General features: G+C 69.5%; 11 protein-coding genes. 3 read left to right on the top strand and 8 right to left on the bottom strand.

The window, feature by feature from the left end:
- Positions 1–15 precede the first annotated feature (15 nt).
- From GXW71_RS14730 to GXW71_RS14740, 3 genes are all read right to left on the bottom strand, one after another.
- Entirely contained in the window at positions 16–963 is a 948-nt protein-coding gene (locus GXW71_RS14730) for a crotonase/enoyl-CoA hydratase family protein (protein WP_211853287.1), read from the bottom strand.
- Positions 964–1,179: 216 nt separating this feature from the next.
- A complete protein-coding gene (locus GXW71_RS14735) occupies positions 1,180–2,400 on the bottom strand; it encodes a mandelate racemase/muconate lactonizing enzyme family protein (protein ID WP_211853288.1) in 1,221 nt (406 codons plus the stop codon).
- A gap of 12 nt (positions 2,401–2,412) precedes the next feature.
- Positions 2,413–3,378, bottom strand: coding sequence for a Bug family tripartite tricarboxylate transporter substrate binding protein (locus GXW71_RS14740; protein WP_211853289.1), 966 nt, complete (start codon positions 3,376–3,378; stop codon positions 2,413–2,415).
- Positions 3,379–3,506: 128 nt separating this feature from the next.
- Between GXW71_RS14740 and GXW71_RS14745 the strand changes: the two genes are divergently transcribed.
- The gene (locus GXW71_RS14745) at positions 3,507–4,895 is read left to right on the top strand and encodes an amidase (protein ID WP_211853290.1); all 1,389 of its coding nucleotides are present in this window, start codon (positions 3,507–3,509) and stop codon (positions 4,893–4,895) included.
- A gap of 15 nt (positions 4,896–4,910) precedes the next feature.
- Here the strand turns inward: GXW71_RS14745 and GXW71_RS14750 are convergent, their stop codons facing one another.
- Positions 4,911–6,500 carry an ABC transporter substrate-binding protein gene (locus GXW71_RS14750; RefSeq protein WP_211853291.1) on the bottom strand — a complete coding sequence of 530 codons (1,590 nt, stop codon included), beginning with the start codon at positions 6,498–6,500 and terminating at the stop codon, positions 4,911–4,913.
- 160 nt (positions 6,501–6,660) lie between these two features.
- Here GXW71_RS14750 and GXW71_RS14755 point away from each other — a divergent pair, with 160 nt between their 5' ends.
- Entirely contained in the window at positions 6,661–7,653 is a 993-nt protein-coding gene (locus GXW71_RS14755; protein WP_211853292.1) for a Bug family tripartite tricarboxylate transporter substrate binding protein, read from the top strand.
- A 3-nt stretch (positions 7,654–7,656) separates the two neighbouring features.
- Here GXW71_RS14755 and GXW71_RS14760 read toward each other — a convergent pair whose 3' ends face one another.
- From GXW71_RS14760 to gatC, 4 genes are read right to left on the bottom strand one after another with little or no spacing between them, the layout of a single operon-like run.
- The gene (locus GXW71_RS14760) at positions 7,657–8,646 is read right to left on the bottom strand and encodes a quinone oxidoreductase family protein (RefSeq protein ID WP_211853293.1); all 990 of its coding nucleotides are present in this window, start codon (positions 8,644–8,646) and stop codon (positions 7,657–7,659) included.
- Between the two features lie 17 nt (positions 8,647–8,663).
- Positions 8,664–10,112, bottom strand: a complete 1,449-nt coding sequence (gene gatB / locus GXW71_RS14765) for an Asp-tRNA(Asn)/Glu-tRNA(Gln) amidotransferase subunit GatB (RefSeq protein ID WP_211853294.1) — start codon at positions 10,110–10,112, stop codon at positions 8,664–8,666.
- Positions 10,109–11,584, bottom strand: a complete 1,476-nt coding sequence (gene gatA, locus GXW71_RS14770; protein ID WP_211853295.1) for an Asp-tRNA(Asn)/Glu-tRNA(Gln) amidotransferase subunit GatA — start codon at positions 11,582–11,584, stop codon at positions 10,109–10,111. Before gatA ends, gatB begins: the two co-directional genes overlap by 4 nt.
- Complete coding sequence (gatC, locus tag GXW71_RS14775; RefSeq protein ID WP_211853296.1) at positions 11,584–11,877, bottom strand: Asp-tRNA(Asn)/Glu-tRNA(Gln) amidotransferase subunit GatC; 294 nt, start codon at positions 11,875–11,877, stop codon at positions 11,584–11,586. Before gatC ends, gatA begins: the two co-directional genes overlap by 1 nt.
- A 50-nt stretch (positions 11,878–11,927) precedes the next feature.
- On the opposite strand from gatC, the gene ruvX reads away from it, so the two are divergent.
- Positions 11,928–12,392: a Holliday junction resolvase RuvX gene (gene ruvX / locus GXW71_RS14780; protein WP_211853297.1), complete on the top strand. Its 465-nt coding sequence runs from the start codon at positions 11,928–11,930 to the stop codon at positions 12,390–12,392.
- Positions 12,393–12,448 lie beyond the last annotated feature (56 nt).

The following is a 12,448-nucleotide window of genomic DNA, read 5'->3' on the forward strand; positions in this document are numbered from 1 at the left end:
CCTCCCGGTGAGTGCTCAAGACGCCGCGAAGGAGGACCGCGGCGCGCTCACGCTCTCCATGCGGCGATCCTGGGCGGCCGCCAGCCGCATCATCTTGCGCAGATCCATCTCCGGCAGCGCCAGCGCCGCGTCCACCCAGATGTCGAGGATGTCCGACAGCTCCTCATAGCTCACCGGATTGGCCCGGCGCCGCGCGCGATAAATCGCCAGATGCGCGTTATGCCGGCGCGTCTGCTGCGCGATGTACTGGCGCACCACGACCTCGCCCTCGCCATCCTCGGCCAGCACGTCGACAACGCCCATCGCGTGCAGTTCCTCGGCGCTGTAGAGCCGCCCGCTCATGATCATCTTCTCCGCCGCCACGGTGCCGATGCGCCGCGCCAGGAAGGAGTAGGCACCCATGCCAGGGAAGAGGTTGAAGATGATCTCCGGCAGGCCGAACTTCGCGCGCCGCTCGGCCACGATCACATCGAAAGCGAGCGCGCATTCGAAGCCGCCGCCGAGCGCGTCGCCCTGCACCAACGCGACCGTCACCAGCGGCAGGTCGTAGGCGATGGCGTTGTCGTGCACGGTGCGGATGCAGGCCTCGCCATAGCGGCGCAGTGTGGCGCGGTCGCCGGCACGGATGCGCTCGGCGAAATGGCCGAGGTCACCGCCCAGGTTGAATACGCCCGGAGTGCGCGAGGCCAGCACATGGTACAGCGCCGGCGCCGCGCCGGGCGCCGCGGCGGCGAAGAGGCCGCGCAGCCGCTGCTGCATGGTCGACAGGTCGCGCAGAATATCCATGTTGAAGCAGGGGCGGCCGAGCGGCTGCATCCGGCACCAATGAGTGCGGCTCTCGGCCTCAAGCGTCACGTCGAGCGTGTCATAGCGCGCGAAGGTGGAATAGGCAGCGGTGTCGAGCAGGCTGTTGCTGTTGCCGGCGCCGTGACGGAGGGCGGCGGGGGTGCCGATGAACGTCATCGCGGGGTGTCCCTTTCAAGGGTATCGCGGTTGTTGTCGTGCCCCTTTCCGACGGTCCGGGGCGCTGGGCCTGCGGCCCTCGCCCCATCACGATACTGCAAGTAGTAGTTTTTTTGAATTTGTCTGCTATAGGTCGCAAACTGTCGTCTCTGTATTTGCAACAAATTCACGCAGCCGCTGTCACTGCTGCCATAATGCCGGGCAGAAGCCGTCGTTTCAGGCGCCCTGCCGGCTTTCCCGGACCATAGCATCGGCCCGCTTTGCTACCTGCGGTAGCAAAGCCGTTCCAAGCCCAGTACCTTCCATTGCAGAAATAAATCCACGCTCCACCTTCGGCAGCACAGTCACCAGATCCCGATACCAGGTTGCCAGTGTCGCCCGCACCACTTCCTGGAACACCGCCGTCGACGCGTGCAACGCCAGGTGCAGGGAGGCGACCAGGGTGACCGGCCCGGTGCAGTCATGAGGTGCCACCGGCCGCGCCCAGGCCTCCGCCAGGGCAGCGATCTTCCGCGCCTCCGTGAGTCCCCCGCACCAGGTGAGATCGAGCATCACGATATCGGTCGCCCCGGCCACCAGCAGGTCCCGGAAGGCGACCTTGCCGCCCAGCGTCTCGCTGGCGCAGATCGGCACCCGGGCGCCGCGCCGCAGCTCCGCGAGGCTCGCGACGTCATCCATCTTGTTGAGCGGGTCCTCCGCCCAATAGATGCCGTACGGCTCCAGCGCCCGGCAGATGCGCATCGCCGCCGGCAGCGACCAGAGCGAGTGCAGCTCCGCCATCACCTCGATCCGGTCACCGACCGCAGCGCGGATCTTCTCGAAAGGCTCCAGCCCCCGCTTCAGATCCTCGAGGCTGATCGACTGCCCCTGGGTCGCCGCCGCGTAGGGGTCGAGCGGCCAGATCTTCATAGCCGCGTAGCCTTCCTCCAGCAGCGACTGCGCGAGGGCGCCGGCGTCCCGGGTGAAGGCGATCTGGTCGTCATAGGGCCCGCGCGCGACATCACCGCTGCCGATATCACGCCGCCCGGCGATGCTGCCGGCCTGGCGGGAGTTGTAGTCGTAGCCCGCGCAGGTGTTGTAGGCGCGGATCTTCTCGCGTGAGAGCCCGCCCAGCGCTTCATGCACCGGGATGCCGTGCCGCTGACCGGCGAGATCCCAGAGCGCGATGTCGACCGCGGAGGCCGCCCGTATCTCGGCGCTCGAGGAGCCGAAGCCGACATAGGGCGTCAGGAGCTGGCGCGAGATGCCCTCGATGTTGCGCGCGTCGCGGCCGAGCAGCGCCGGCGCGACCTGCTCGTGGATCACCGCCTCCACCGCCTGGGCGCCGCGGAAGGCCTCGCCGAGCCCGGTCAGCCCTTCATCGGTCGTGACCTCGACCCAGAGCAGGTTGGGCCGCTCCGCGATCCGGATGGTGCAGAGCTTCTCGATCTTCGGCATGGTCCCTCACTCCTACTCCGCGCGGATGTTGTTGCGGCGCACGACCTCGGCCCAGCGTGCGACCTCGGTGCGGATATGGGCGCCCATCTGTTCCGGCGTGCCGCCGACCGGCGTCACCGCCAGCTCCGCCAGCCGCCGCCGCACCGTCTCGTCGGCAAGCGCCCGGGCGAAGGCCGCATTGAGCGCAGCGATGGCGGCAGGCGGCGTCCGCGCCGGCGCCATGAAGCCAAACCAGCTATCGATCACCATGCCCTGCACGCCGCTGTCGCCGAAGGTCGGTACCTCCGGCAGTTCCGGGATGCGCGCGGCACTCGCCGCCGCCAACGCCCGCACTGCGCCGCCACGGATATGCGGCAGGATGGACGGCAGGTTGTCGAAGAAGATGTCGATCCGTCCGGCGATGAGATCGGTGATTGCCGGCGCCGAACCGCGATAGGGCACGTGGTTCATCTCCAGCCCCAGCAGACTGCGCAGCAGCTCAGGCCCCAGATGGTTCGAGGCGCCGACGCCGGAGGATCCGAAGGTCAGCGCCCCTGGCCGCGCCCGGGCGAGCGCGATGAAGCCCGCGACGTCCTGCACCGGCAGGTCGCGCCGTACCGCCATCACGTTGCGCACCGCACCCGAGATGATCACCGGGGCGAAGTCGCGCTGCAGGTCGTAGCCGGGATTGGCGTAGAGCGCCGGATTGGCGCCGCAGGGACCGAAGGCGCATTGCACCAGCACGGTGCCGTCCGGGGTGCCGCGTGCGGCTTCCGCCATGCCGATATTGCCGCCCGCGCCGCCCTTGTTCTCGACCACGGCGCCGCGCGGCAGCATCGGCGTCGCCGCTTCCGCCAGCACGCGCGCGACGATGTCGCTGGTGCCGCCGGGCGTGAAGGTGACGATGATGCGGATCGGCCGGTCCGGCAGATCCGCGGCCGCGAGCGGCAGCGCGAAGAGCAGCATGATGGCGATCAGGACGTGCCGCATGGGGCGCATCGATGTTCCCTCCCGAGGGATGACTGGTTGCGGCAAACCTGCACCGCGGCCGCCATCAGCGGAAGGGGTTCTGGACAGGCCGCGCCGCAAGGTCCTCAATTCGCCCGGCAGCCGAGGGAAACACGTCCATGACCTATCATCCGCGCGAATTCCGTGCCCGCACCTGGCATGACGCGACGCCCGCTTTCGCCGCAGGCCGCGACACGCCGCGCGCTTATCTGGAGCGCTGCCTGGAGGCGATCGCGGCGCGCGAGCCCGTAGTGAAGGCCTGGGTGGTGCTGAATGAAGGATCCGCGCGGGAGGCTGCGGATGCCAGCACCGCGCGCTGGAAGGCCGGCCGGATGCTGTCCTCCATCGACGGCATGCCGATCGGCATCAAGGACCTGCTGGAAACCCGGGACATGCCGACGCAGCAGGGCTGCGAGGCCTTCCGCGGCGCCTTCCCGAAGCGCGACAACGCCGCGGTCGCAGCACTCCGCCAGGCGGGTGCGGTGGTGCTCGGCAAGACGGTGACGACGGAGCTCGGCTCCTCCCACCCCGGCCCGACCACCAACCCCTTCGATGCCGGCCGCACGCCCGGCGGCTCCTCCTCCGGCTCCGCCGCCGCGATCGCGGCGGGGATGGTGCCGGCGGCGATCGGCAGCCAGGTCGGCGGCTCCATCATCCGGCCTGCCAGCTATTGCGGAAACATCGCGCTGAAGCCGAGCCAGGGCGCCATCCACCGCGGCGAGCGGCAGGCGACCAGCATGAGCACCCATGGCGTCCATGCCGGCAGCTTCGAGGACATGTGGACGGTCGCCATCGAGATCGCCAAGCGCGCCGGCGGCGATCCCGGCCGCATGTCGCTGAAGGGCCCGGACGCGGCGCCGGCCGCGCGCAAGCCACGCGCCCTCGCCGTGCTGGAGACCGAAGGCTGGGCGGAGCTCGATCCCGGCAGCAAGGCCGCTTTCGCAGCACTCCTCGACCAGCTCGCCCGCGCCGGCGTGCGCATCCTCCGCCGCGCCGACCACCCTTTCCTGGAGACGCTGGAGCGCCGGATCGCCGATGCCCGGGCCATGGCGAACACCATCACCAACTGGGAAGGCCGCTGGTCGCTGCGCGCCCTCGTGGATCAGTACCCCGACGGCGTCAGCGACCGCGCCAAGCAGCGCCTGGCCTTCATCGAGACGCAGACGGTCACCGATTACGAGGCGCGGCTCGCGGAACGCGCCGCCGCGCAGCAGGCGCATGCGGCGATCGCGGGCCTCGCCGATGCGGTGGTGATGCTCTCCTCGCCAGGGCCGGCGCCGGTCTGGGCCGGCGACGTGCCCGGCCAGAAGCTAGCCCCACGCCCGACCGGCGACATCGCCTTCAACGCCCCCTCCTCCGCCCTCTTCGCGCCGGCGGTCACCGTGCCGCTGCTCGCGGTCGGCGGCATGCCGCTCGGCGTGCAGGCGATGGGCCAGCAGGGCCAGGATGCCGAGATGGCGGCGATCGCCCGCTGGCTGCATGAGAGCCTGGAGCCGATCGCGGTCTGACGCGCGCCGGCGCCCTCAACGCTGCGGCCGGATGCCCATCGCGATGCTGCGCTCGTCCATGCGCGGGTCGTGCACCAGGCCGCGGCGATGCGCCCAGTTGTTCACGTACTGCACGAGCTGGATCAGCGGCACCTGCTCCGCGTAGTAGGCCACCGCCTCCCGCCAGATCGCCTCCCGCGCCTCGTCATCCATGGTCGCGGCGCCGCGCACCAGATACTCGTCCATGCGCGGATCGGAGTAGCGGGACATATTCGCCGCCCCGGTCAGGCGCTGCCGGTCATAGGTGCCGACGATCGAGAGCAGGAAGTTCGAGGCCTCTCCCGTGCTGCTGCCCCAGGCGCCGAGCTGCACCGCGAAATCGAGCCGGGTGCGGCGCGGCACGAAGGCCGAGAAGGGCATCGCGTCGATGCTGGTGCGTACCCCGATCCGCGTCCACATCTGCGCCACCGCCTGGCTGATCCGGCCGTCATTCGGCCAGCGGTCGTTCGGCGTATAGAGGCTGATGCGGAAGCCCTCGGGAAAGCCTGCCTCGGCCAGCAGCCGCTTTGCGCCCTCAGGATCGAAGGCCGGCGGCCGCACATCGGGATTGAAGCCGAAGGCGCCTTCCGGCAGCCATTGCGCCGTCGCCTGTGCGGCGCCGTCCATCACCCGTTCGACCAGCGCTTCGCGGTTGATCGCCATCGACAGCGCCCGCCGCACCCGGAGGTCGAGGAAGGGGTTGCGGGGCAGCGGCACGCCGGCATTGTCGGTGACGCTCGGGTGCGGGCCGGTCCGCGAATAGTCGGTCAGCATGAAGGTGGTGCGCAGGCTCGGGATGCTGGTCACCACGATCCGCGGCTCCCGCCGCAACCGTTCGAGATCGGTGGTCGGGATCTGCTCGATCAGGTCCACGTCGCCCGCCAACAGGGCCGCGGTGCGGGCGCCGTCATTCAGCAGGAAGCGGACATTCACGCGCTCCCAAGGCTCGCGCCCGCCCCAGTAGCTGTCGTTCCTGAGGAGCTCCACCCGATCGCCGGAGCGGTAGGTGCCGAGCCGATAGGGGCCGGTGCCGATCGCGGCGCGTCCGGCGTTGAAATCCTCGGTGCCGGCGCCGGTCGCGGCATGGCGCGCGATGATGGAGACCGAGGCGAGGTCGAGCGGCATCAGCGGATGCGGCTGGTGCGTGTGCAGCCGGATGGTGTGGGGGTCCACCACCTCGACCCGCTCGATGGCGCGCAGGAAGCCGATGAAGCTGCCTGGGCTGTTCTGCACCTGCGGCACGCGTTCGAAGGTGAAGACCACGTCATCGGCGGTGAAGGGGCGGCCGTCATGCCAGGTGACGCCGCGGCGGAGCTTCAGCTCCCAGACCCGGTCGGAGACCGCGGTGATGCTCTCGGCCAGCATCGGATGCGCGCGGGCCCGCGCATCGCGCCAGATCAGCGTGTCGAAGATATGCATGGCAAGCGCGTTGTTCGGCCCGAGATTGTGGTAGTGCGGGTCGATCGTCGTCACCACGGAGGCATTGCCGATGGTGAGCACCTGCGCGGCCGCGATGCCTGGTGCTGCCGCCGCGAGGGCCATGGCCAGCCCCAGCGCTTGCCGACAGCGCGTGACTACTCCGCTCATCTCCATCCCCTCCTGCCTGCGTGATTGGGTCGAGCATGCACCGGGTGCCGCCCGCCATGGAAGCGCCCCCGCATGAGCGGCGGAAAATCCGCCTAGCGGTTTGACAGCCCTCCCCTTTCCTTCCGATGCTGCCCGAAAATCAGAATGTGCGGAGGATGCGGTGATCCTATTGGAACGGCGTTCGGCGAAACGCGGCGTCGGCCGACGACCGCTGCTGGCGGCGGCAGGTGCGCTGCTCGCCGCTCCGGCTCTGGCGCAAGCTGCCTGGCCCAACCGGCCGGTGCGCATCATGGTCGGCTTCCCCGCAGGCGGCACCACCGACATCCTCGGCCGCATCGCCGGCCAGATCCTGCAGGAGGAGCTTGGCCAGCCCTTCGTCATCGAGAACCGGCCGGGCGCCGGATCGAACATCGCGGCCCAGGCGGTGCTGCGGAGCCCTGCGGATGGCTACACCCTGCTGCTCGGCTCCCCCGGCACCAATGCGATCAACCCGCATCTCTATCCCAACAGCGGCTACGACCCGCTGACCGACTTCCTGCCGATCAGCCAGATCGCGGAGATGCCGAACCTGATCGCAGCGCATCCCTCGCTCGGCGTGCGCGACGCGGCCGCCCTGATCGCGCTGGCCAAGCGGCGCACCCTCTCCTACGGGGAGACCAGCATCGGCGGCTCCACCCATCTCGCGGCCGAGCTCTTCCGCCTGGTGGCGGGGATCGAGGCGACGCATGTCCCCTATCGCGGCAGCGCACCGATGATGACCGACCTGCTGCCCGGCCGCATCGATTTCGGCACCGACAACCTGGCCTCCATCCTGCCGCATGTGCGGAGCGGCGCGCTGGTCGGCATCGGCGTCACCTCGACGCGCCGCTGGTCCGGTGCGCCGGATATCCCGGCGATCGCCGAGACGCTGCCGGGCTATGAGGTGACCGCCTGGTTCGGCCTGGTCGCGCCGCGCGGCACGCCGCCCGAGGTGATCCAGCGCGCCAACGCCGCGCTCCGCGCCGGTCTCACCAAGCCCGAGACGGCGTCCCGCCTGCAGGAGCTCGGCGCCACACCGCTGCCCGGCACGCCCGAGGAGTACCAGGCGCGCAACGCCGCGGAATTCGCGCGCCTCGGCGATGTGATCCGGCGAGCGGGGATCCGCGCCGAATAGCGGTCAGGAGAGTTGCAGGAGCGGCTTGCCGATCATGCGGCGATCCTCGAGCGCCGCATGTGCCTGCTCGACATCGTCGAGCGTGTAGCGGCCGGCGATTGCGATCGAGAGGGAGCCGTCGAGCAGTGCCGCGAAGATCTCGGCGGCCCGGCGCCGGATCGTCGCTGCATCGTCGAGGTGGTCGGCCAGGCGCGGCCGGGTGAGGAAGAGGGAGCCGGCCTCGCCGAGCTCGATCGGATCGAGATCCTTCACCGACCCGCCGACACTGCCGAAGCTGACGATCAGGCCCTTGGTGCGGGCGGCGCGCAGGCTGTCGCGCAAGGTCGGCCTGCCGATCGGGTCGAACACCACATCGACGCCGCGGCCACCGGTCAGTTCGCGCGTCCGGTCGGCGAAGCGCCCCTCGTCATAGAGGAAGGCCGCCGCGGCGCCGCGCTGCCGGGCGACCTCCGCCTTCGCCTCGCTGCTCGTCGTCGCATAGATGGTGGCCCCGAGCCGTGCCCCGAGCTGCACCAGCAACTGCCCGATGCCGCCCGAAGCGGAATGCACCAGCGCAGTGACACCCGGGCCGAATTGCCCAAGGTCATGGGCGAGGTAATGCGCCGTCAGGCCGTGGAACATCGCGGCCGCGGCGAGATCCAGCGACATCGCCTCCGGCACCGGCACGACGCGCCAGGCGGCGACGATCGCATAATCCGCGTAGCTTCCCCAGGAGAGGCAATAGGCAACGCGGTCGCCGAGCTGGAATTCGGTGACGCCATCGCCGAGCGCCGCGACGGTCCCGGCGCCCTCCATGCCGATCGTCGTCGGGACCCGCACCGGGTAGGTGCGGGAGCCGGCGTACTTCCCCTGGCAGGTATGGATGTCCATGAAGTTGATGCCGGACCAGGCGAGGCGGATCAGCACCTCGCCCGGGCCGGGCCGGGGGATCGGCAGGTCCCGGCGGATCATGACTTCGGGGCCACCATAGCGGTCGATCTGGATCGCGCGCATGGCGGCTTCTCCCAAGGTCAGCCCAGCTTCTTCTTCAGCAGCTCGTTGACCAAGGCCGGGTTTCCCTTGCCCTGCATCGCCCGCATGGTCTGGCCCACGAAGAAGCCGAACAGCTTGTCCTTGCCGGACCTGTATTCGGCGACCTTGTCGGCATTGGCCGCGAGCACGCCATCGATCACCGCCTCGATCGCGCCGGTATCGGTGACCTGCTTCAGCCCCTTCTCCTCCACGATCGCGCCCGGGCTCTTGCCGGTCTCGATCATGATCTCGAAGACCTCCTTGGCCAGCTTGCCGGACAGCGTGTTGTCGGCCAGCAGGTCGAGCAGCGCGCCGAGATTCTCCGCCGTCACGGGCGGATCGGTGATGTCACGCTTCAGGCGGTTCAGCGCGGCGAAGAAATCGCCGGTCACCCAGTTGGCCGCGATCTTCGCGTCGCGGCCGCGGGCGACGACGTCGAAGAAAGCCGCCGTCTCCTTCTCGAGCGTCAGCACATGCGCGTCGTAGGGCGTGAGCCCCATGGCGACGTAGCGCGCGCGCCGCGCATCCGGCAGTTCCGGCAGCGCCGCCCGCAGCCCCTCCACCCAGGCGGCGTCCAGCACCAGCGGAGGAAGGTCGGGATCGGGGAAGTAGCGGTAGTCATGCGCATCCTCCTTGGAGCGCATGCTGCGCGTCGTGCCGCGGCCGGTGTCGAAGAGGCGCGTTTCCTGCGTGACCTCGCCGCCCGTCTCCCAGACCTCGATCTGGCGCCGCGCCTCGGCTTCCACCGCCTGCATGACGAACCGGATGGAGTTGACGTTCTTCACCTCGCAGCGCGTGCGGAACCCCTCGCCCGACTTCCGCACCGAGACGTTCACGTCGGCCCGCATGGAGCCTTCGTCCATGTTGCCGTCGCAGGTGCCGAGATAGCGCAGGATCTGCCGCAGCTTGGTCAGATAGGCCCCTGCCTCCTCCGGCGAGCGCATGTCGGGCTCGGAGACGATCTCCATCAGCGCGACGCCGGCGCGGTTCAGGTCGATGAAGCTCTTGGTCGGGTGCTGGTCATGCAGCGACTTGCCCGCATCCTGCTCCAGATGCAGGCGCGTCACCCCGATCTCCTTCGTGGAACCGTCGCCGAGGGTGATCTCGACCACGCCGGTGCCGATGATCGGATGCGCGAACTGGCTGATCTGGTAGCCGTTCGGCAGGTCCGCATAGAAGTAGTTCTTGCGGTCGAAGCGGCTCCAGAGGTTGATCTGCGCATTGAGTCCGAGCCCGGTGCGCACCGCCTGCGCCACGCATTCGCGGTTGATCACCGGCAGCATGCCGGGGAAGCCGGCATCGACGAAGCTTACCTGGGTGTTCGGCGCGGCGCCGAAGCCGGTGGCGGCGCCGCTGAACAGCTTCGCCTCGCTGATGACCTGGGCATGGACCTCGAGGCCCACCACGATTTCCCAGGGACCGGTCTCGCCTTCGATCGTGTAGCTCATGCCATCACCCGCGGACGCGCCGTGAACGCGGCGGCGCGCTCGATCGCGCTGCCCACCGCGAAGACCGTCTCCTCGTCAAAACTCCGCCCCAGCACCTGCAGCCCGAGCGGCAGCCCCTGGGCATCGAGCCCCGCCGGCACCGAGAGCCCCGGCAGCCCCGCGAGGTTCGCCGTCACCGTGAAGATGTCGTTCAGGTACATGGTCACGGGATCGTCGGTGTTCTCGCCTTCGGCGAAAGCAGCGCTCGGCGTCGCCGGCGTCACGATGGCATCCACCTTCTGATAGGCTTCGGTGAAGTCGCGGGCGATCAGCGCCCGGATCTTCTGCGCCTTCAGGTAATAGGCATCGTAATAGCCGGCGCTCAGCACATAGGTGCCGATCATGATGCGCCGCTTCACCTCCGCCCCGAAGCCCGCGGCGCGGGTCTTCTCATAGAGATCCTTCAGGTCGCGCCCATCCTCGCGCAGCCCGAAGCGCACGCCGTCATAGCGCGCGAGGTTGGACGATGCCTCGGCCGGGGCCACGATGTAATAGGTCGGCAGCGCATACTGCGCGTGCGGCAGGCTGATCTCGACGATCTCCGCGCCAGCATCCCGCAGCCAGGCGAGCCCCTGCTCCCAAAGCGCCGTGATCTCCGGCGCCAGGCCGTCCAGGCGGTATTCCTTGGGCACGCCGATGCGCAGCCCCTTCACGCTGCGCCCACAGGCGGCGCGGAAATCCGGCACCGCGACCTCGGCGCTGGTGCTGTCCTTCGGGTCGAAGCCGCTCATGCTCCGGAGCAGCACCGCGCAATCCTCGACCGTGCGCGCGAAGGGGCCGGCCTGATCGAGCGAGGACGCGAAGGCCACGATCCCGAAGCGCGAGCAGCGCCCATAGGTCGGCTTGATACCGGCGACGCCGCAGAAGGCCGCCGGCTGGCGGATGGAGCCGCCGGTATCCGTCCCCGTCGCCCCCAGCGCCAGCCGCGCCGCGACCGCCGCCGCCGAGCCGCCGGAGGAGCCGCCTGGCACCAGCACCGTGTCCGGGTCGTTGCGTCGGTTCCAGGGGTTCTGCACGGCCCCATAGGCCGAGGTCAGGTTGGAGGACCCCATCGCGAATTCGTCGAGATTGGCCTTGCCCAGGAACACCGCGCCGTCGCGCTTGAGCTGGGTCGTCACCGTGCTCTCATAGGGCGGCACGAAATTGTGCAGGATCCGCGATGCCGCCGTGGTCCGCACGCCTTCAGTGCAGAACAGGTCCTTGATGGCGAGCGGAATGCCGTCGAGCGGCCCCGCCTCCCCCTTCGCGCGCCGCGCGTCCGATGCCTGGGCAGCCTCGATCGCCTGCTCGGCCGTCACCGTGACATAGGCGTTGAGGCGCGGGTTCAGCGCCTCGATGCCCGCGACATGGGCGCGCGTCAGCTCCTCGGCGGAGATGGCGCCTTCCTCCAGCGCGGTCAGCGCGCCGGCGATGGTGAAATCGGTGGCACGCATCACTCGACGACCTTCGGCACGCCGAAATACTCGCCCTCGCGGTCCGGGGCATTGGCCAGCACCTTCTCCGGGATGCCGCCATCGGTGATGACGTCCTCGCGCAGGCGCATAGCACCGCTGGTGACGGCGCCGCCGGCCATTGGCTCCACCCCGTCGGTGTTCACGGCCTGGAGTTGCTCGATCCAGCCCAGGATGCCGTTCAGCTCCGCCTGGAGCTTGGCGACTTCTGCGTCATCGACATGAAGGCGGGCGAGCGAGGCGACACGCCTCACCGTTGCGGTATCGAGCGACATGATTCCGTTGGTGCTTTCCGGAAAAAGAGTCGCGGACCATAACGGCGGGAATGGCCGTCTTCAACCTGCGCGACCTCCGTGCCTCCCTCCCCCGCGGACAGCGGCTGATCGGTCTCGATCCCGGATCGAAGACGATCGGCGTCGCCCTGACCGATGTGACGCTGATGCTGGCTTCCCCCTACGGCGTCATTCCGCGCGGCAAGCTCAAGGCGGTCGCCGCCGAGATCGCCCGGATCGCCGCCAAGGAAGGGGCGGGCGGCCTGGTGGTCGGGCTGCCGCTGTCGATGGATGGCAGCGTCGGCCCCGCCGCCCAGGCCGCGCAGGACTGGACGGCGGCGCTGTCGGAGGCCTGCGGCCTGCCGGCGGCGCTCTGGGACGAGCGGCTCTCCTCCTCCGCCGTCAACCGCATGCTGATCGCGGAAGCGGATCTGACGCGGGCCAAGCGCGCGCTGGTCGTGGATCGGGCCGCGGCGGCCTACATGCTGCAGTCAGCGCTGGACGCCACCCGCGGCTGATATGAGCATAAATTCCTAGAGCCGAAGCCCTGTTCTCGGGGCTTTGCCCTCGCCGT

The sequence above is a fragment of the Plastoroseomonas hellenica genome (assembly GCF_018129085.1).
GTDB lineage: Bacteria > Pseudomonadota > Alphaproteobacteria > Acetobacterales > Acetobacteraceae > Plastoroseomonas > Plastoroseomonas hellenica.

Bases quoted from the DNA above. Each gene is read 5' to 3' on its own strand.
- GXW71_RS14730 (WP_211853287.1), bottom strand. From the start codon at position 963: ATGACGTTCATCGGCACCCCCGCCGCCCTCCGTCACGGCGCCGGCAAC.
- GXW71_RS14735 (WP_211853288.1), bottom strand. From the start codon at position 2,400: ATGCCGAAGATCGAGAAGCTCTGCACCATCCGGATCGCGGAGCGGCCC.
- GXW71_RS14740 (WP_211853289.1), bottom strand. From the start codon at position 3,378: ATGCGCCCCATGCGGCACGTCCTGATCGCCATCATGCTGCTCTTCGCG.
- GXW71_RS14745 (WP_211853290.1), top strand. From the start codon at position 3,507: ATGACCTATCATCCGCGCGAATTCCGTGCCCGCACCTGGCATGACGCG.
- GXW71_RS14750 (WP_211853291.1), bottom strand. From the start codon at position 6,500: ATGAGCGGAGTAGTCACGCGCTGTCGGCAAGCGCTGGGGCTGGCCATG.
- GXW71_RS14760 (WP_211853293.1), bottom strand. From the start codon at position 8,646: ATGCGCGCGATCCAGATCGACCGCTATGGTGGCCCCGAAGTCATGATC.
- gatB (WP_211853294.1), bottom strand. From the start codon at position 10,112: ATGAGCTACACGATCGAAGGCGAGACCGGTCCCTGGGAAATCGTGGTG.
- gatA (WP_211853295.1), bottom strand. From the start codon at position 11,584: ATGCGTGCCACCGATTTCACCATCGCCGGCGCGCTGACCGCGCTGGAG.
- gatC (WP_211853296.1), bottom strand. From the start codon at position 11,877: ATGTCGCTCGATACCGCAACGGTGAGGCGTGTCGCCTCGCTCGCCCGC.
- ruvX (WP_211853297.1), top strand. From the start codon at position 11,928: ATGGCCGTCTTCAACCTGCGCGACCTCCGTGCCTCCCTCCCCCGCGGA.